A 20409-nucleotide genomic window follows, 5' to 3' on the forward strand; every position below is an offset into this window, starting at 1 on the left:
GTCACCGGCACGTGATGAACTTGTTGGCGCACGCCTTGGAGATGTTGCGGCGATGCTGGTCGAAATCGGCGGTGAACAGGGTGGTCCCCTTCGCGTCGACGGTCACGAAATACAGCCAGTCCCCGTCCGCCGGATGCTCCATCGCCTCGAGCGCCTGCTCGTCGACCGCCCCGATCGGGGTCGGCGGCAGTCCCTTGTGGACGTAGGTGTTCCACGGGGTGTCGGCCTTGAGGTCGTCGGAGTGCACGTCGATGTCGGTCACCGCGGCGGTGTAGTTGGCTGTCGAATCGAACTGCAGCTCTTGGCCTTTCGCCAGCCGGTTGAGAATCACCCGGGCCACCTTGGCGTAGTCGGCGGGCTGGTTGACCTCGCCCTGCACCAGTGACGCGGCGACCATCGTCTGATACGGCGTCAGACTCGACTGGTTGTTGGTCAACAGCCCCCACTGCTCGTAACGGTGGGCGCTCTCGGTGATCAGGTACTTGAGGATCGCGGTGGCGGACTGATGCGGATCGATCGACTCCCAGGTGCCCGGTGCGATCAGACCCTCGATCCGACGATGATCGCCGGCCAGACCGGTGACCGCGCTCTGCGCCCACTCCGGGATCCCGAGTTCGGTGACGCTCGCATCGGCGGCCGCCTGCTGCAGCTGCTCGACACTGACGCCGATCCGGTCACCGTTGATCTGGACGGCGGTCTGATTGGAGATCATCTGGAAGATCCCTGATGTGGTGGTGCCGTCGGGCAGCTTCTTGGAGTCCAGCTGCAGACCGGCCGGTACCACGATCCGGCCCACCCGATGGGTGGAGTCCGGGTCGCTGATCATCTGTACCGCGGTCTTGGCGGGGATCTCGGTGCGCAGCTTGTAGTAGCCACCGGGAAGTGCGGCGCCGTCGGCGGCGTCGATGAACGCACGGGTGCTGCCGACCACGTCGTCGTCGGTGAGGATGGTCCCGATCTGCTTGATCGACGAGTTGTCGGGGATGTGCACGAGCACGTCGGAGGTGCCCGCGGCGTTGGTGAAGTCCTTGCGGGAATCGAACAGACCGGCCATGTTGGCGCCGATCAGACCGACCGTCACCACGATCACGACCAGCACGGAGGCGGCGATGATCATGCCGATCCGGCGGCGTCGGCGACGACGTTCGGCTGCCGGGGTCCGCTCGGGATGGTCGATGATGTCGTCGTCGAGGGTGGCGAGCGCGCGATCCTCGTCGTCGATCGTGTCGAAGCCGCCGGCGTCGTATTCGGGGGCGTCGTGGTCGGGGGCATCGATGTCGGGTGCATCGTGATCAGGGGTGTCGAACGCGGTGGTCCCGTACCCCGGTTCCCTGTATCCCGAGTCCCCGTAGCCCGAGTCTCCATGGCCCGAGTTCCCATAGCCCGATGCTCCGAGGTCGCGACGGTCGGTCGTCCGGGTGGGGTCGGCGGCGGCGACCAGTGCTCCCGGGGCGACGCCGGAACGACGGTCGGCGTCGGCGCGCCAGGCCGCCTCGCTCCATTCCGATTCCACCGCCGGAGTCCCGATGACGGGCTCGGTGGGCCATTCCGGCTCGACCGTCTCGACGGTGTCGGTGGTCTCGACGGCGGTGATGTCGACAGCGGTGGTGTCGACGGCAGTGGTGATGTCGACAGCGGTGGTGTCGACGGCAGTGGTCTCGAGGGCACTCGGATCGATCGTGGCTGCGGTGGGGTTGTGGTCGTGTTGGAACGACTCGGTGGGTACCGCCGGAACGGTCTCCACCGGTGCTGTCGTCTCCACCGGTGCGGTGGTCTCGACCGGTGCGGTGGTCTCGACGGGAGCCGGGGCCCGGACGCCACGGCTGCGCATCGATTGCGGTGGGCTGTCGGCGACGGGTGCGACCCGGGCGACGGGCGCGGCCGGCGGCGTGGACTCGGCACGGGTGCCGGGATCGGCGGGCCGTGTGTCCGCCGGCGGCGACGCCGGGAATCCGCCCGTCCCACCGTCGGCACGACGCCGGCGGTGCCGGGTGCTGGGACGCTCCCCCTGCGGCTGCGTGAAATACCGCAGTCGATCCGGGTCCATTCCCCCATCGGCGTTCCCGGGATGCTCCCGATGCCGGTTCCGATGACGATCGTCGGTCACCGCGGATGATCCCTTCCCTGGTCCCCCGGAGGCGTCGGCGCAGGACTGCTCCCGGCCGCCGCTCGGTACGTGCACGACCTGTGCACCACTGTGTGGCCGACCCGGTCGGAGATCCCGACCGGACGGCCCCTCTTCACGGCGCGCGAGATCATCGACGCGCGTCCAGCCATCCCTGCAGAATAGCGACCGCGGCGGCCTGATCGATCACACCACGCGACGACTTCGCCGAACGGCCACTGGCCCGCAACGCCTGCGCTGCGGTCACCGTGGTCAGACGCTCGTCGGCGTACTCGATGGCGACCGGATCGATCACCGGGGCCAGCGTGTCGCCGAACCCGCGGGCCGCCTCGACGGCCGGACCGTCGGTGTTGCGCAGCGTCTTGGGCAGACCGATCACCACACCGATGGCCTCGTACTCGGCCACCAGCTCGGCGATCCGGGCGATGTCGGTGCCGCCGCCGATGTCCCGACGGACCGTCTCCACCGGCGTGGCCAGGATGCCGTCGGGATCGCACACCGCGACCCCGACGCGGACACTGCCGACGTCGATCCCGAGGCGTCGCCCTCGCTCCGATGCCATCAGGCGAGCAGCTCGCGAATCCGCCGCACCGCGGCGTCCAGGCCGGCCGGCTCGGTCCCCGATCCCTGTGCGAGGTCGGGCTTGCCGCCGCCGCGACCGCCCACCAGCGGGGCGATCTCCTTGACGATGTCGCCGGCCTTGAGTCCGCCTGCACGGGCGGCATCGGTGGTGGCGATCACGAACGGCACCTTGGTCTCCTCGCCCTCGCCGGTCTGCGAGAACAGGGCGACCACCGCGGCCCGGTCGGCGACCTTGCCGCGCAGGTCACCGGCCACCGAACGCAGGCCGTTGGCGTCGAGGCCGGCCAGTGTGCCCTGCACGAGGAGGGTGTCGCCGACCGTGGTGGCGGTGTCGAGCAGACCGGATGCGGCGGCGCGGGCGGCCTCGGCACGGATCCTCTCGAGCTGCTTCTCGGCGTCACGCAGACGCGTCACGAGCTGTTCGACACGTCCGGGGACCTCTTCGGAGGGCACCTTCAGCGACGACGCCAGCCCGGCGAGCAGGGCGCGTTCCTTGGACAGGTAGCGGAACGAGTCCATCCCGACGTAGGCCTCGACACGACGGACACCGGAACCGACCGACGACTCACCGATCAGGGTCACCGGACCGATCTGCGCCGACGACGCGACGTGGGTGCCACCGCACAGCTCCATCGAGAACGGACCACCGATCTCGACGACGCGCACCTGGTCGCCGTAGTTCTCGCCGAACAGCGCCAGCGCACCCATCGCCTTGGCCTCGGTGAGACCGGTCTCGAAGGTGTTGACCGTGTAGTTCGCCTCGACCGCGGTGTTGGAGATCTCCTCGATCTCGCGACGCTGGGCCTCCGACAACGCCTTGCCGGAATGGAAGTCGAAACGCAGGTAACCAGGCCGGTTCAGCGAACCGGCCTGGGTGGCGCCGGGGCCGAGCACCTGCCGCAGCGCGGCATGCACCATGTGGGTGCCCGAGTGGCCCTGGGTGGCGCCGTGCCGCCAGGACCGGTCGACCGCGGCGAGCACCTCGTCGCCCTCGGCGATCTCGCCCTCGTCGACGACCACCTTGTGCAGCCAGACCGACTTGCCGACACGCTGGACGTCGGTCACCGACAGCTTGACGCCGTCACCGGTGGTGATGGTGCCGGTGTCGGCCATCTGACCGCCCGACTCCGCATACAGCGGGGTGCGGTCGAGGATCACGGTGAGTTCCTGGCCGGGGGCGGCGCTGGTGATGCGCTGCCCGTCGGAGACCAGGCCGAGCACCTTGGCCTCGGAGACCAGCTCGTCGTAGCCGGTGAACAGGGTGGGTCCGCGGTCGAGGAACTCCCGGTACACCCCGGCGTCGGCGTGGCCGGTCTTGCGCGCGGTGGCGTCGGCCTTGGCGCGGGCCTTCTGCTCGTTCATGAGCTCGGTGAACCCGGCCTCGTCGACCTTCAGTCCGGCCTCCGACGCCATCTCCAGGGTCAGGTCGATCGGGAAGCCGTAGGTGTCGTGCAGGGTGAACGCGTCGGTGCCCGACAGTGTGGACCTGCTGGCCGCCTTGGTCGCCGCGGCGGCGTCGGCGAACAGCTTGGACCCGGCCTCGAGGGTCTTGCCGAACGAGTTCTCCTCGCCCTCGGCGACGGTCAGGATGTGCTCGCGCTGCTCGGCGAGTTCCGGATACGACGGGGCCATCAGGTCGATCGCCTTGCCGATGAACTGCCCCATCGCCGAGTCGGCGCCGGTGGGTCCGCTGCCGGTGCCGGCCAGCAGACGTGCCGAGCGCACCACACGACGCAGCAGTCGACGCAGGACGTAGCCGCGGCCGTCGTTACCCGGCAGCACGCCGTCGCCGATCAGCATCGCCGCGGTCCGGGTGTGGTCGGCGATGACGCGGAACTTCACGTCGTCGTCGTGGACACCCGCACCGTAGCTGCGGCCGGTGACCTCGGCGGCGAGGTCGATGATCGGCTTGAGCAGGTCGGTCTCGTAGACGTTGTCGACGCCCTGCAGCAGGCAGGCGACACGCTCGATACCCATGCCGGTGTCGATGTTCTTCTTGGGCAGCGGGCCGAGGATCTCGTAGCCCTCCTTGCCGCCGCCGGGCCCGCGGACGTTCTGCATGAACACGAGATTCCAGATCTCGATGTAGCGGTCCTCGTCGGCCTCCGGGCCGCCCTCGACGCCGTACTCGGGGCCACGGTCGTAGAAGATCTCCGAACACGGACCGCACGGCCCGGGCACGCCCATCGACCAGTAGTTGTCCTTGAGGCCGCGTCGCTGGATGCGCTCGGCGGGTACACCGATCTCGTCACGCCAGATGCTCTCGGCCTCGTCGTCGTCGAGATAGACCGTCGGCCACAGCTTCTGCGGATCGATGCCGTAGCCGCCGTCGGCGACGCTGTTGGTCAGCAACGACCACGCGAAGCCGATGGCCTCCCGCTTGAAGTAGTCACCGAAGGAGAAGTTGCCCGCCATCTGGAAGAAGGTGTTGTGGCGGGTGGTGATGCCGACCTCGTCGATGTCGAGGGTGCGCACACATTTCTGGACGCTCGTGGCGCGCGGCGACGGCGGGGTCTGCTCGCCCAGGAAGAACGGCTTGAACGGCACCATGCCGGCGTTGACGAACAGCAGGTTGGGGTCATCGAGGATCAGTGATGCGCTGGGGACCTCGAGGTGTCCGGCCTTGATGAAGTGATCCAGAAACCGCTTCCGGATGTCATGCGTCTGCACTACGTTGTCGTCCTCGGTGAGAATTCGGTATCGGTATCGGTGGTCTGCCACTGCGACACTCCAGACTACCGCCGGGGCACCCGGCGACCGGTCACCGGCGTCGCCGAACCCCGCGCACGATCGATCGGAGCTTGCCCAGGCGTGCCCCGATCTCGCGTTCGAAGCCGTGGTCGGTGGGCTGATAGTAGTCGGTCCCGACGAGGTCGTCAGGCGGATATTGCTGCGGCACGACCCCGTCGGGATGGTCGTGCGGATACCGGTAGCCGACGCCGCTGCCCATCTTCTTGGCACCGGCGTAGTGCGCGTCACGCAGATGCGGGGGCACCGCGCCCGCCTTGCCCGATTCGACGTCGGCGATCGCCGCCCCGATGGCCGAGACCACCCCCGCCGACTTCGGTGCGGTGGCGAGATGGATGGTGGCCTGGGCGAGGGCCAGGCGGGCCTCGGGCATCCCGACCAGCGCCACCACCTGGGCGGCGGCCACCGCGGTCTGCAGGGCGGTGGGGTCGGCCATGCCGACGTCTTCGCTCGCGTGGATCATCAGCCGGCGTGCGATGAACCGCGGGTCCTCCCCCGCGGCGATCATCCGGGCCAGGTAGTGCAGTGCGGCATCGACGTCGGAGCCGCGGATGGACTTGATGAACGCCGAGGTGACGTCGTAGTGCTGGTCACCGGCACGGTCGTAGCGCACCGCGGCCCGGTCGATCGCGGCCTCCACGTCGGCGAGGTCGACCACCGGGACATCCGGCTCGGTGCCGGGGTTCTCGGTGCCATCGGACGCCTCGGGGCCGACGGACTCCTCGGTGTCATCGGGGTGCTCGGTGTCATCGGACTCCCCGGTGTCATCGGAGTGCTCGGCGGCGTCCGGGTGCTCGGCGGCGTCCGGGTTCCCGGCGGTGGAGTCGGCATCCCGCGAGACGACGTCGGCGGCGGCCTCAAGGGCGGTGAGCGCACGTCGGGCATCGCCCCCGGCGACGGCGACGAGATGGTCGTAGGCGGCGTCGGTGACCCGCACCGAACCATCCAGCCCGCGCTCGTCGGCCACCGCCCGGACCAGCACCTCACGGATGTCGTCGTCGGTCAGCGACCGCAACCGCAGCACCAGCGAGCGCGAGAGCAGCGGCGACACCACCGAGAACGACGGGTTCTCGGTGGTCGCGGCGACCAGCAGCACGATCCGGTTCTCGACGGCGTCGAGCAGGGCGTCCTGCTGGGTCTTGGAGAAACGGTGGACCTCGTCGATGAACAGGACGGTCTGTTCGCCGTCGACGAGACGCCGGCGCGCCACCTCGATGACCGCGCGGACCTCCTTGACCCCTGCCGACAGCGCCGACAGCGCCTCGAACCGTCCGCCGGCGGCGATCGAGATCAGCGACGCCATGGTGGTCTTGCCGGTGCCCGGCGGTCCGTACAGCAGCACCGATGCGGCACCCGCACCGCTGATCAGGCGTCGTAGCGGCGACCCGGTGCCGAGCAGATGCTTCTGCCCGACGATCTCGTCGAGCGACCGTGGCCGCATCCGCACCGCCAGCGGCGCCGTCGGCGGTGGTGGCGTGGTGAGTGCGGTGGCCGACGATGCTGCCGGCGCGGGGGTACCCGCGGCGGCCGGTCCGGTCGGGTCGGGAGAGTCGAAGAGTCCGTCCATCACCTGCGTCAGGACAGCCAGGTCCGGTGCAGGGCCACCCCGACCGCCGCCGCGAACTCGGCGATCGCATCGTCGTGTCCGCGGGCGAATGCCGCCAGGTCGGTCCAGCGGGCCACCAGCACACGCGGGTCGTTGGTGTGCAGAGCCCAGTCGTGGGCATAGCGCGACGGCATCGCATCGTCGGCGGCGTCGAGATGGGCCATCGTCGGCTCGACGGCGTCCTCGGTGTCGGCCACATCGTCGTCGACGTCGTCGGGCAGCATCCACACCGTCGACAGCCACACCCACAGCAGGCGTGCGATCAGGATGCGGCGCTCCACCTCGCGGTCACGCTGCAGGGCGGGCCAGATCGCGATGACCTCCGACCGCCAGGCCTCCACCACGGCGGTCTCGAGATCGCGGCGACGGTCGAGGGCCTGCGGGCCGAGTCCGGCCGGGAAGGTGACCAGCGCATAGGCGATGTCGAGGCCGGCATCGCGGAAGCCGCCCCACTCGTAGTCCATGAACTGCACGCCCGCGTCGTTGAGCAGGATGTTCTCCGGGCCGACGTCCGACGGGCTGAACGCCCGGTACTCGCCGCCGTCGAACAGTTCGCAGGCCTCGTCGAAGGCCGCACCGACCGCCGCGCCGAGGTCGACCCCGAGGTCGGCGGCCCGGCTGTGGGCCACCCGCACCGCGCGATGCGCCTCGTCGCGGAGGATGTCGCGTCCCTGGGCGCCCTTGGGGCCGCGCCGGACGAGCGCCTGGAAGTCACCTTCACCACCGACGGTCGCCGCATGCATCCGGCCGAGCGCCTGTCCCCACGCGCTCAGCGCGCGGGAGATCTCGACGACGTCGGTGCCCGACAGCAGGGCGGTCATCGCGTTCCCGCGACCCAGATCCGACAGCACCATCAGCAGCGCATCCGGATCGGAGGCGATCAGCTGCGGTCCCGGCCGGGACTCGGTGGGCAGTGCGGTGGCGTACTTGTAGGACGCGATCTCGCGGTGGAAGGCGCGCGGATCCTCGTGCTCGGGCAGGGCCTTGATCACCAGGGTGCGGTCGAGCGACAGCGGGTTCTGGGCCACCCGGGCCCGGATCACCGTGGTACGACCACTTCCACCGAGGTCCTCCGGGTCCGCGAGGACGACCGGGGATCCGGCTCGATGGGACAGCAGGGCCTCTGCGGCTCGCACCACGCTCGTGGTGCGGCTCTCTGTGATGACCGTCATGGCATCCCCCACGGTACCCAATCGCGCCGACAAACGACACGGCGCACGGACTTTCACGCTCGATCGGATGACGTGTGAGCGTCCTGCGATCGGCTCGCGATCAGCCCGTGACCGGGCCCGCGGCGGCGTCGTCGACCAGGCCGGGATCGCCGTCGGGAACGGGATCGGCGACCGGCGCGTCCGGCACCCCACCGGCACCGACGGCCGGTGTTCCGGGGTCGCACTCGGCGAGCGGGCACACGTCCACCGACACCTCGATCTCGCTGCTCGTCGCGTCGGTGTAGATCACCCCGCGCAGCGGCGGCACGTCGTCGTAGTCACGCCCCCACGCCACCGTGACATGCCGCTCGTCGACGAGTTTGTCGTTGGTCGGGTCGAACGGCAGCCACCGGTCGTCGGGCAGCCAGACCGCCGCCCAGGCATGGCTGGCGTCGGCCCCGAAGATCCGTTCCCGGCCGGGCGGCGGGTCGGTGGCCAGATATCCGGACTCGTAGCGGCCGGCCAGCCCCACCGACCGCAGGCAGGCGAGCGCGACGCGGGCGAAGTCCTGGCACACCCCCTCGCGGCGGGCCATCACGGTGTCGACGCGGGTGGAGATGGCCGTCGACCCCGACCGGTAGGTGAAGTCGTGGAAGATCCGCGAGGTCAGGTCGGTGACGGCCTCCACCAGGGGCCGCCCCGGGGTGAACACCGCACGGGCGTAGTCGGCGACGGCCGGGGTGATCTCGGGCGGGTCGAGGTCGTAGGTGAACTCGGCGGCCACCCCGGCGCCGAGCACCGCCGGGCGGGCCTGTTCCCACGGGGTGCGGGCGGCCGCCGACACCAGCAGTCCCTGATCGATCGGGTCGACGTCGACCACCGAGACCCCGGAGACCTCCAGCACGCTGTGCGGGGTGCGCACGTGGAAGTAGGTGTCGATGTTGCCGTAGACGTCCAGGCCGGTGGAGCGGTCGTCGGGTTCGGGGTCGATCCGGACCTCCGAGCGGACCACCCGTTGACCGGGCAGTTCACGCGGCGTCAGATAACAGCGGCCGTAGGACGACGAGACCACGCCGTCGTAGGTGTAGCGGGTGGTGTGGATCACCCGGTATCGCCGGGTCGGCGCCGCACCGGTACTGGGCACGCTCACGAATCACCACCGCCGAAACCCCAGATCGGCTGCGCGGGCGGCGGCGGGGCGAAGCGCGTGCGGTTCATCGTGTCGGACAGCTCACGGGCTCCTTCACGCAGTCCGGTCGTCAGCTCGACCAGGTCCGACCGCTGCCGGTCGTCGTCGAGGGCGACGAGGTCGGCCGGGTCCGACCGACGCAGCGCCGCGGTCATGTCCTCGAGGGTGCGCTCGGCCGACGCCGACCGCAACGGTTCGGGCAGCGCGACCAGATCCTGCCGCATGCGGTCGAGCTGATAGATCATGGCACGCGGGTTGGACTCGTCGAAGAACACCAGCTGCACCACCGACATCAACTGGTAGAGGCCGCGGCTGCGTCGCCGGTAGATCACCGCCGACTCGTTGGCGATCAGGAACGACTCCATCAGCCCCTGCTCGACGGCGGCCGGCTGTTCGGCGGCGAACAGCGCGGCGGCCAGGTCGGCGAGCGTGATCGCCCGTTCGATCCGGCGGCCGAGGTCCATCAGCAGCCAGGCCGCGTCGTGCACCATCGACTCCGCCTGCAACCCCGACAGCCCGAGCGCCCCGTGCAGGATCTCCTCGTGGGTGCGCGCCAGATCCGGGGTGAGGTCGAGTGCGGCATCGCCGGGCCCGCCGCCCTGGGTGCCCGGCCCGCCGGCCCGCGACACCTGCCGCGACAGGGTCTGCAGGCTGCGTTCCATCGGGGTGAGCACCATCCAGGTGGACGTCGACATCTGGTCGCGGACCGCGCGGGCGGCGGCGATCACATGGTCCACGGCATGCGCCACCGTCCCGGGCACCTCGGCGTCGATGGTCAGCGCGGTGATCTTCTCGATCGCGTCGTCGACCTGTTCGGGTGCGGGCTGGCGGGTGAGGTCGTCGACGAGGAGGTCGGCGGTGTGCAGGTGCTCGGCGGTGCCGGTGACGGTGGCCACACCGTGCAGCAGCAGCGGGACGGCGGCGGTGCCGTTCATCCACGGGCGGTACTGGAAGTCCTGGTATCGCTCCCGGGCGACCTTGGTCAGCCGGGTCACCATCTCGGTGCGTTCGCCGTAGCGACCGAACCAGAACATGTCGGCCAGCACACGCGGGCTGGTCGCGGCGACCGCGTCGAAATACTGCGACACCGCCTGCGGGTCGCCGCCGATCGCGATGACCTCGTCGGCCGGTTCGACACGCGACTCCGAACGGCGCGAGACATGGCCGCCGACATCGGAATTGGTGACCCACACGTCCTTGGCGGCGACGGTGTGCATGGCCGCGCCGTCGATCCCGTCGGCGAGGACCGCGCCGAGCCCGCCGGGCATCACCGCATAGGTGGGACCCTGCGCGACGCTGAACGCGCGGATCGACACCGGTGCGGCCCGCAGCGTGCCGGGTGCGCGTCCCCCGGTCCGACCGGGCGTGAGGGTGGGGGCCAGCGAATAGCATTCGACGCGCCGGGCGGCCCACTCCCCGCCGTGTGCGCGCACCCGGGCGCGGGTGGTCTCGGCGCGCGCGGCGTCGAGCGCCGGTCCGATGATCTCCTCGCCGGTGCGGATGTTGGTCAGCACCAGCGTGTCGAGGTCGGCGACGATCTTGGACAGTTGCAACTCCTCGCCGCCCCACAGGGTCGGCACCGAGGGCAGCGCCAGCTCCTCGTCGAGCAGCACCGGGGCGACCCGGTCGAGCACGGTGTGCAGGGCGGGGTTCTGCAGGACCCCGCTGCCGAGGGTGTTGAGCACGGTGACGGTGCCCCGTGAGATGGCCTCGACCAGACCGGCGACGCCCAGCCGGGAGTCGGTGCGCAGGTCGAGCGGGTCGGTGTAGGCGGCGTCGACGCGGCGCAGCAGCACGTCGACACGTTTGAACTTGCCCAGCGACCGCATGTAGAGGGTGCCGTCGCGGACGATCAGGTCGGCGCCCTCGACCAGCGGGAAACCGAGCACCGCAGCCAGATACGCCTGGTCGAAGGCGGTCTCGGACATGCTTCCGGGGCTCAGTACGGCGACCGTCGGGTCGTCGACGCCGGGCGGGGCGTAGTCGAACAGCGCCAGCCGCAGGGTGCCGGCGAAGGTCGCCATCGGCCGCGGTGCGCACGCCTGGAACAGCTGCGGGAAACTCCGCGACACCAGCCGCCGGTCGATGATCGCGAAGCCCATCCCGGACGGCGCCTGGGCGCGGTCGGCGTAGGCGACGAATCGGCCGTCGGGCAGCCGGCCCACGTCCACCGCGTGCTGGAACAGGGCGTGCGGCCCGGCGACCTCGAGCCGGGCGGCCTTGCGGATGTAGCCGGGGTGGGCGAACACCATCTCGGGCGGGATCAGTCCGGTGCTGATCAGACGCTGATCGCCGTAGATGTCGCGCAGGATGCGGTCGAGCAGCATCGACCGCTGGATGATGGCCTTCTCCAGGCCCGCCCACTCGACGCCGTCGACGATCAGCGGCACGGCGTCGATCTGCCACGGCCGCGGCACGGTCTGCTCGTCGACGACGGCGTTGTAGATGACGCCCTCGTCGCTGGCGGCGGTCGCCAGCGAGGCGGCCGCGGCCCGTAGTCGCGCGTCACCGCGCAGGCCGTACCCGGCCACCAGCTCGTCCCACGCGGGACGGATCGCCCCGGACGCGTCGAGCATCTCGTCGTAGTGCGTCCCACCTGCGGCGGCCGGCAGACCGGCCCCGTCGAGCTGCTCGAGGTCGAACAACGCGTAGCCGTCGGAGCGGTATCTGTCGAACACCGCGGGTAGCCGGCCACCCGCAGAAACGGTCACCGGAGAACTGTACGTGCCCGACGTAGATCGAGGATCGCCGGGACCCCGGCGTCGACGGCGGCGCGTGCGGCACGCTCCCGCAGCACTCCGACGTCGATGCTGCCGCCGGTGAATCCGGTGGCCTCGAAGCGTCCGTTGCGGCGTGACTCGGCCTCCACGGCGTTGACCGGCGGCCGGTCGTAGGCGCGGCCGCCGGGGTGCACCACGTGATAGGTGGCGCCGCCGACGGACCGCCCGGTGGCCAGATCCACCAGGTCGAAGGTGAGCGGGGTGTCGATGCTGATGGTCGGGTGCAGCGCACTGGGCGGCTGCCATGCCCGGAACCGGATCCCGGCCACCCGTTCACCGGCGCGGCCGGTACCGGCCAGCGGTACCGGGTATCCGTTGCAGGTGAGCAGGAAGCGCTCGTCGGTGCTGCCGGTGACCCGCACCTGGACCCGTTCGATCGACGAGTCGACGTAGCGGGCGGTGCCGGTTCCGGTGGATTCCTCGCCGAGGGTGTTCCAGGGTTCGATCGCCCCGCGCAGCTCCACCTCGTGGTCGCGGATCTGCACGGTGCCCAGGCGCGGGAAGCGGAACTCGGTGAACGGGTCGAGCCACGAGGTGTCGAAGCCGTAGCCGGCGATCCGCAGTTCCTCGGCGACCTGCGCGATGTCGGAGATGATGTGGTGCGGCAGCAGGTATTTGCCGTGCAGATCCGCGCCGTGCCGGATCAGCCGTGCCCGGTACGGACGTTCCCAGAACCACGACACCAGGGCGCGCACCAGCAACGACTGCACCATCGCCATCTGGTGATGCGGCGGCATCTCGAAGCCGCGCAGCTCCAGCAGCCCGAGCCGCCCGCGCGGCGAGTCGGGGCTGTAGAGCTTGTCGATACAGAACTCGGCGCGGTGGGTGTTTCCGGTGATGTCGGTGAGCAGATGCCGCAGCGCACGGTCGGTGACCCACGGGTTCGGCGGCGCGTCGGCGACCCCGCCGTCGGCTGCGGTGGCCGCCAGCCGGTCGATCTCGGCGAAGGCGATCTCCATCTCGTAGAGCGCCGACTCGCGACCCTCGTCGGCCCGCGGCGCCTGCGAGGTGGTGCCGATGAACTTGCCGCTGAACAGATAGGACAGCGCCGGATGCCGCTGCCAGTAGGTCAGCATCGACACCAGCAGATCCGGGCGCCGCAGCATCGGCGAGTCGGCCGGGGTGGTGCCGCCGAGGGTGATGTGGTTGCCACCGCCGGTGCCGCCGTGGCTGCCGTCGAGATCGAAGGTCTCGGTGCCCAGCCGCGCATGCCGGGCGTGCTCGTAGAGCGAGGCCAGCAGCTCCGACTGTTCGGCGAAGCTCGACGTCGGCTGGATGTTGACCTCGATCACGCCCGGGTCCGGGGTGACGGTGAGGGTGGTCAGACGCGGGTCGGCGGGCGGACCGTAACCCTCGATCACCACCGGGGTCGACGTCTGCGCGGCGGCGTCCTCGATCATCCCGATGATCGCGAGGTACTCCTCGAGTGTCGACGTCGGCGGCAGGAACACGAACATGGTGTCGCCGCGCTGTTCGGCGACCACCGCGGTGCGCGGGATGAACGCCGCCGGGTCCATGGCGATGACGGTGTGGCCCAGCGCCGCGGTCGGGTCGTCGGGCAGCGCGTCGTGGCGGGCCGAGGGATCGGCCTCGAACATCACCGGCGCCGGACCCCACGACAGCGAGTTCAGCGGCAGCCGCAGACCGGCCGGTGAGGTGCCCGCGGTGAGTACCAGCCGCTCGCGGCGGGTGGTCCAGCGCGCACTGTGCCATGCGGTGCCGTCCTCGGAGCGGCTCAGCGGCAGCACGTAGGCGGTCGGGTCGGCGACCGAGGCGTCCAGGCGGGCCAGCAGCGCACGGCGGGCCTGCGTGTCGTCGGCGATCGGCGGGATGTCGGCGTCGGGGTCGTCGATCTCGACGGCGGCCTCGGCGCGGGCGAAGGCCCGGGCGGTGGGCGTGGTGGGGTCCATGCCGGGATCGCCCGGCGGCATCGCCGACAGCTCACGCATCCGGACGAGCGGATCCTCGTAGGCGGGCATCACCTGGGTGTCGGGCAGCCCCAGCCGGGCGGCGATCACACCGAGTAGCTTCTCCGCGGCGACCGCCGCAGCCGCGGTGGGGGCCGGACCGGCGGTCTCGGTGGCGATCGACTCGACGGCGTCGGCGCGGCTCGCCCACGGGTCGGCGAGCAGTTCGGGGCGGGTCCATACCGGCCGGCCGTCGGCGCGCCACATGATGGCGATCTGCCAGCGCGGCAACGGTTCTCCCGGATACCACTTGCCCTGGCTGCGTTGCACCAGCCCCTGCGGGGCATAGTCCTCGTACAGGCGGGCGGTCAGTGCCGATGCACGTTCGCGCTTGTGCGGGCCGTCGGCGGCGGTGGTCCATTCGGCGTCGGTCTGGTTGTCGATGGAGACGAACGTCGGTTCGCCGCCCATCGTCAGGCGTACGTCGTTCGCGGCCATCGTCGCATCCACCTGCGCCCCCAGCGACACCACGCCGGCCCACTGGGAATCGGTGTAGGGCAAGGTGACCCGCGGATCCTCGTGGAACCGGGCGACGGTGTTGGAGAAGTCCAGGGTGGCATGGCATTTGCCGGTGGTCCCCGAGATCGGTGCCGCCGCACCCGGACTCGGCGTCGCGGCGAGCGGGATGTGGCCCTCCCCCGCGAACAGCCCGGAGGTGGGATCCATACCCACCCAGCCCGCGCCCGGCAGGTACACCTCGGTCCAGGCGTGCAGGTCGGTGAAGTCGGCGTCGGGGCCCGACGGCCCGTCGATCGAACGGATGTCGGAGGTCAGCTGCACCAGGTAGCCGGAGACGAACCGGGCGGCCAGGCCGAGTTCCCGCAGCAGCGCGACCAGCAGCCAGGCCGAGTCGCGGCACGACCCGATCGCCGAGGTCAGCGTGTGCTCGGGGGTCTGTACCCCCTGCTCGAGCCGCACGGTGTATCCGACCGCCTGCTGCACGGCCTGGTTGATCGCGACCAGGAAGTCGATGGTCCGGATCCTGCGGGTGGGCTTGTGCTCGGCGGCGAAGGCGGCGACCTCCGGATGGATCGGTGCCCCGGCGAACTCGCCGGTGGTGACACCGATCGGCCGCAGGTAGGCCTCCAGATCGGTGAGCAGGTCGTCGGGGTAGGCGAACCCGTAGTGCTCGGCCCACTCCTCGATGAAGAAGTCGAACGGGTTGATCGCGGTCAGATCGGCGATCAGGTTGACCGTGATCGACAGTGACGTCGACGGTTTCGGGAACACCAGACGACCGAGGTAGTTGCTGAACGCGTCCTGCTGCCAGTTCAGGAAGTGTTCTGCCGGTTCGACTTTCAGCGAGTAGGCCTCGATCGGCGTACGCGAGTGCGGCGCCGGTCGCAGCCTCACGACGTGCGGGAAGATCTTGACCGGACGGTCGAAGGCATAGCTGGTCCGGTGCTCGAGAGCCACCTTGATGGTCATGAGGGCCTCCCGGATGTGGTCTCGGACATACGAATCCCCATGACGAAAGATCTCATCACAGATACCGTCCGGGCGCCTGCCGGGAGAGATGCGTCACCGGTGCCGGACGAGGTGTCCGACACCGGTGAGGCGGTGAAACGATGCGGGGATCAGACCCGCGATGGTGTCAGGCCGGCCGTCGATCAGGCCTTGGTGGCCGCGGGCTCGGCGTCGGCGGCACCGTCGGCCCCGGGTGCACCGTCGGCGGCCTGTGCCCCGCGGATCACCGGCTTGGCGTCGATACCCGACTCCTTGCGCTGCTGCGGGGTGATCGCCGCCGGGGCGTCGGTCAGCGGGTCGACACCGCCGCCGGACTTCGGGAAGGCGATGACCTCACGGATCGACGACTCCCCGGCCAGCAGCGCGGTGATGCGGTCCCAGCCGAAGGCGAGGCCGCCGTGCGGCGGGGCACCGTAGGCGAAGGCGTCGAGCAGGAAGCCGAACTTCTCCTGTGCTTCCTCGTGGCCGATACCCATGATCTCGAAGACCCGTTCCTGCACGTCACGACGGTGGATACGGATCGATCCGCCACCGATCTCGTTGCCGTTGCAGACGATGTCGTAGGCATAGGCCAAGGCGGCGCCGGGGTCGGACTCGAGGTGCTCGAGCGAATCCGGGGTGGGTGCGGTGAACGCATGGTGCACCGCGGTCCAGGCGCCGGAGCCGACGGCGACGTCACCGGAGGCGGTCGCGTCGTCGGCGGGCTCGAACAGCGGGGCGTCGACGACCCACACGAACGCCCAGTCGGCGGTGGCCGGGTCGACCGGCTCACCGGCCGGCGGGATCAGTCCGAGGCGGGTGGCGATCTCACCGCGGGCGGCACCGAGCAGCGCGCGCTGCGCCTTGGCCGGTCCGGCGGCGAAGAACACGCAGTCGCCGGGCTCGGCGCCGACATGGGCGGCGAGGTTCTCGCGCTCGGCGTCGGACAGGTTCTTGGCGACCGGACCACCGAGGGTGCCGTCCTCACCGATCAGCACGTAGGCCAGACCCTTGGCGCCGCGCTGCTTGGCCCATTCCTGCCAGGCGTCGAGGGTGCGACGCGGCTGCGACGCACCGCCGGGCATGACCACCGCCCCGACGTAGGGCGCCTGGAACACGCGGAACGGGGTGTCGGCGAAGTACTCGGTGCACTCGACGAGCTCGATGTCGAAGCGCAGATCGGGCTTGTCGCTACCGTAGCGGCGCATGGCCTCGGCATAGGTCATCCGCGGGATCGGGGTGGTCAGCTCGACGCCGATCAGGCGCCACAGGGCGACCAGGATCTCCTCGGCCACGCTGATCACGTCGTCCTGGTCGACGAAGCTCATCTCGATGTCGAGCTGGGTGAACTCGGGCTGGCGGTCGGCGCGGAAGTCCTCGTCGCGATAGCAGCGGGCGATCTGGAAGTAGCGCTCCATCCCCGCCACCATCAGCAGCTGCTTGAACAGCTGCGGGCTCTGCGGCAGGGCGTAGAAGTTGCCCGGCTGCAGACGCGCCGGGACCAGGAAGTCGCGGGCACCCTCGGGGGTGGACCGGGTCAGGGTGGGGGTCTCGATCTCGACGAAGTCGCGGGCCAGCAGCACCCCGCGGGCGGCGGCGGAGACCTTGGAACGCAGACGCAGCGCGGCGCCCGGGCGCTCACGACGCAGATCCAGGTAGCGGTAGCGCAGGCGCGCCTCCTCGCCGGGCTGCTCGTCCAGCTGGAACGGCAGCGGCGCGGACTCGTTGAGCACCTCGAGGGACACGGCGTTGATCTCGATCTCGCCGGACGGCAGGTTGGCGTTCTCGCTGCCCTCGGGACGGACCTCGACGACACCGGTGACGGCGATGCAGTACTCGGCGCGGAGCTTGTGGGCGACGGCGGCGACCGACTCGTCGCGGAACACCACCTGGACCAGCCCGGAGCTGTCCCGAAGGTCGATGAACACCACACCACCATGGTCGCGGCGGCGGGCAACCCAGCCGGCGACGGTGACGGTCTGCGCGGCGTCGGCGCGACGCAGGGAACCGGCGAGATGCGTGCGGAGCACTGGAGTCCTTTCGGGGCGGGACAATCGACGTGGGGCGACACCGACACCCCGGTTCACACCGGGTGGTGGGCGCACGCACCCGCGATCAATCGTACGTAGCCCCTCAAGTCGTCCGGTCACCCGGTCGTCCGGGCCTGCCGACACGCTTCGGCGGTGGTGCGCGACGCGTCCGTTTCGATCGGTTGCAATGTCCCGGTCGGGTGGGTGCATCTCGGTACTCTTGCGCCATGACTTTTCAGGGCAGCGGTCCACTCGACACCGGGAACGTCTCCGGTGGCGGCGGGGGCGGTGGCGGGGGCGGCCGGATCGCGCTCGGCGGCGGTGCGGGTCTGATCATCACGATCGTGGCATTGCTGTTCGGGATCAATCCCGGCGACATCATGGGTGGCGGGACCGGGTCGTCGACGAACAGCGCCTCGACGTCGCAGATCGATCAGCACATCGCGGCGTGCACCGTCGAGAAGGCCAATCAGGGTGACGAGATCTGCCGGATCGTGGCGACCACCAACAGCCTCGACGACGTGTGGCCGACGCTGATGTCGAACTACACCCCGCCCCAGACGATCATCTTCGACGGTTCGGTGAACACCGCATGCGGTGCGGCGTCGTCGTCGACCGGCCCGTTCTACTGCCCGGCCGACCAGACCGCCTACTTCGACCCGAGCTTCTTCGCCACGCTGGAGCAGATGGGCGGCAGCAACGGCGCCCTCGCCCAGGAGTACGTGGTGGCCCACGAGTACGGGCATCACGTGCAGAATCTCACCGGCGCCCTGCGCAAAGGGCAGCAGCTCGGCTCGCAGGGCCCGCGGTCGGGGTCGGTGCGGGTGGAGTTGCAGGCCGACTGCCTGGCCGGGGTGTGGGCCAACCATGCCGACGACGTGAGCGACGGACAGTTCGGCGTGCAGACGATCTCCCAGCAGGAGATCCAGGGCGTGATCCAGACCGCGAAGGCGATCGGCGACGACACCATCCAGGGTTCCAACTCCAACCCGGAGGGCTGGACCCACGGGTCGGCCGAGCAGCGCGCCCGCTGGTTCATGGTCGGATACCAGAGCGGCGATCCCAAGCGCTGCGACACCTTCGCCACCAACGACCTGTGACCGTGTCCCGACATCCCAGCGCGGTCGACGCGATCGCCGACGAGTACCTGCAGACGACGGCCGCCCACGATCCGGTGCTCTCGACCGAACTCGGCTTCGCCGGCCACGATGCGGAACTCCCCGACTTCTCCCCCGACGCCGTCGCCGAACGTGCCGGGCATGCCCGGGCGGTGTTGTCGGCGTTGGGCTCGGTCACGGTGGTCGACGATGTCGACCGCGTGACCGTCGCGACCATGTCGGCGTCGGTGCGCCGCGAGCTGGCCCTCGTCGACGCCGGTGAGGTGACCGGCGCATGCAATGTGATCGCCTCTCCTCTGCAGGCGATCCGCGACGTGTTCGATCTGATGTCGGCCGACACCGAGCAGGGCCGCCGGGACATGGTCGCCCGCCTCGATGCGGTGCCCGCCTGTGTGGAGACGGTGATCGCCGGTCTCGACCACCGCCTGGCGCACGGCCCGGTGTTCGCCCGCCGTCAGGTGGAACTCGTTGCGGGACAGGCCGACGACGCGATCGGTGCGGTGTCGGTGAACACCGCCCCGTTCGCCGACGATCCGGCGGTGTCGGCCGATCTGGCCGCCGCCACCGCGCGTGCCGGTGCGGCGTTCTCGGCCCTGGCCGAGCACCTGCGCGTCCGGGTGCTGCCCGAGGCCTCCGAGACCGACGCGGTGGGCCGCGAGAGGTATCTCCCCCAGCTGGCGCACTATCTGGGCACCGACATCGATCCCGACGAGGCGTACGCCTGGGCGCTGGGGCGGCTCGGGGAGATCACCGCCGAGCAGCGTGCGATCGCCGCCGAACTGGTGCCCGGTGGCACCATCCCCGACGCATTGGCCCATCTCGACGAGGACCCCCGCTACCAGATCACCGACAAACACCTCTTCGTCGACTGGATGCAGGAGACGTCCGACGCCGCGGTCGCCGGGCTGGCCGGAACCCATTTCGACATCCCGGCCCGGTTGACCCGCCTGGAATGCCGGCTCGCGCCGTCGTCGACGGGGATCATCTACTACACGCAGCCGAGCGCCGATCTGTCCCGTCCGGGCCGGATGTGGTGGGCGGTTCCGCCCGGCCAGACCGTCTTCCACACCTGGCAGGAGAAGACCACCGTCTACCACGAGGGCGTGCCCGGCCATCACCTGCAGTTGGGGTCGGCGATCACCGACGACACCTTGAACTCGTGGCGCAAACTGGCGTCGTTCACGTCGGGACACGGTGAGGGCTGGGCGCTCTACGCCGAACGCCTGATGGCCGAGCTCGGTTGGCTCGGCGACCCGGGCGATCGGATGGGAATGCTGGATTCCCAACGGCTTCGGGCCGCACGCGTCGTCGTCGACATCGGTGTGCACTGTGGTCTGCCCGCCCCGGCCGCCGTCGGGGGCGGGATCTGGGACGCCGACAAGGCGTGGCAGTTCCTCACCGCGTCGGTCGCGATGGACCGTACGGTGTTGCGGTTCGAGCTCGACCGCTACCTGGGCTGGCCGGGCCAGGCGCCGTCGTATGCGCTGGGTCAGCGGGTGTGGCAGCAGATCCGTTCGGCCTCGCTCGCGACACATCCGGACTGGTCGCTCAAGGACTTCCACACGCACGCACTCGCACTCGGCGGGGTCGGTCTGGACGTCCTCGCCGCGGAGATGTCGTAGCGTCTCGGCCGAGTGTGTGGGTGACCGGCCTCCGAGGTGGTCGCC

Annotated in this window: 11 protein-coding genes; 2 read left to right on the plus strand and 9 right to left on the minus strand. The window is 70.3% G+C overall.

Going from position 1 to position 20409, the window contains the following annotated elements; translation table 11 throughout:
• Position 1: 1 nt before the first annotated feature.
• The 9 genes from mltG to aspS all read right to left on the minus strand — a co-directional run bounded on the left by mltG (position 2) and on the right by aspS (position 17624).
• Positions 2-2047, minus strand: coding sequence for an endolytic transglycosylase MltG (gene mltG, locus GD1_RS15060; protein WP_238403893.1), 2046 nt, complete (start codon positions 2045-2047; stop codon positions 2-4).
• Positions 2048-2255: 208 nt separating this feature from the next.
• Positions 2256-2687, minus strand: coding sequence for a Holliday junction resolvase RuvX (ruvX, locus tag GD1_RS15065; protein ID WP_059037905.1), 432 nt, complete (start codon positions 2685-2687; stop codon positions 2256-2258).
• A complete protein-coding gene (gene alaS / locus GD1_RS15070) occupies positions 2687-5377 on the minus strand; it encodes an alanine--tRNA ligase (RefSeq protein ID WP_059037908.1) in 2691 nt (896 codons plus the stop codon). Before alaS ends, ruvX begins: the two co-directional genes overlap by 1 nt.
• A 91-nt stretch (positions 5378-5468) precedes the next feature.
• The gene (locus GD1_RS15075) at positions 5469-7022 is read right to left on the minus strand and encodes a replication-associated recombination protein A (protein ID WP_083534232.1); all 1554 of its coding nucleotides are present in this window, start codon (positions 7020-7022) and stop codon (positions 5469-5471) included.
• Between the two features lie 8 nt (positions 7023-7030).
• A complete protein-coding gene (locus GD1_RS15080; protein ID WP_059037910.1) occupies positions 7031-8233 on the minus strand; it encodes a hypothetical protein in 1203 nt (400 codons plus the stop codon).
• Positions 8234-8333: 100 nt separating this feature from the next.
• On the minus strand, positions 8334-9362 hold the full coding sequence (locus GD1_RS15085; protein ID WP_083534234.1) for a transglutaminase family protein: 1029 nt from the start codon (positions 9360-9362) through the stop codon (positions 8334-8336).
• Positions 9359-12112 (minus strand): circularly permuted type 2 ATP-grasp protein, encoded by a 2754-nt coding sequence (locus tag GD1_RS15090; RefSeq protein WP_059037912.1) that lies wholly within the window; start codon positions 12110-12112, stop codon positions 9359-9361. The genes GD1_RS15085 and GD1_RS15090 overlap by 4 nt, the downstream gene beginning before the upstream one ends.
• Positions 12109-15576, minus strand: coding sequence for a transglutaminase family protein (locus GD1_RS15095; protein WP_059037914.1), 3468 nt, complete (start codon positions 15574-15576; stop codon positions 12109-12111). The genes GD1_RS15090 and GD1_RS15095 overlap by 4 nt, the downstream gene beginning before the upstream one ends.
• 182 nt (positions 15577-15758) lie before the next feature.
• Positions 15759-17624 carry an aspartate--tRNA ligase gene (gene aspS, locus GD1_RS15100; protein ID WP_059037916.1) on the minus strand — a complete coding sequence of 622 codons (1866 nt, stop codon included), beginning with the start codon at positions 17622-17624 and terminating at the stop codon, positions 15759-15761.
• Positions 17625-17851: 227 nt separating this feature from the next.
• Here aspS and ypfJ point away from each other — a divergent pair, with 227 nt between their 5' ends.
• The gene (gene ypfJ, locus GD1_RS15105) at positions 17852-18724 is read left to right on the plus strand and encodes a KPN_02809 family neutral zinc metallopeptidase (RefSeq protein WP_059037918.1); all 873 of its coding nucleotides are present in this window, start codon (positions 17852-17854) and stop codon (positions 18722-18724) included.
• Positions 18721-20364, plus strand: a complete 1644-nt coding sequence (locus GD1_RS15110) for a DUF885 domain-containing protein (RefSeq protein ID WP_059037920.1) — start codon at positions 18721-18723, stop codon at positions 20362-20364. The genes ypfJ and GD1_RS15110 overlap by 4 nt, the downstream gene beginning before the upstream one ends.
• The last annotated feature ends 45 nt before the right edge of the window (positions 20365-20409 follow it).

It is taken from the genome of Gordonia desulfuricans NBRC 100010 (genome assembly GCF_001485495.1).
Classification (GTDB): domain Bacteria; phylum Actinomycetota; class Actinomycetes; order Mycobacteriales; family Mycobacteriaceae; genus Gordonia; species Gordonia desulfuricans.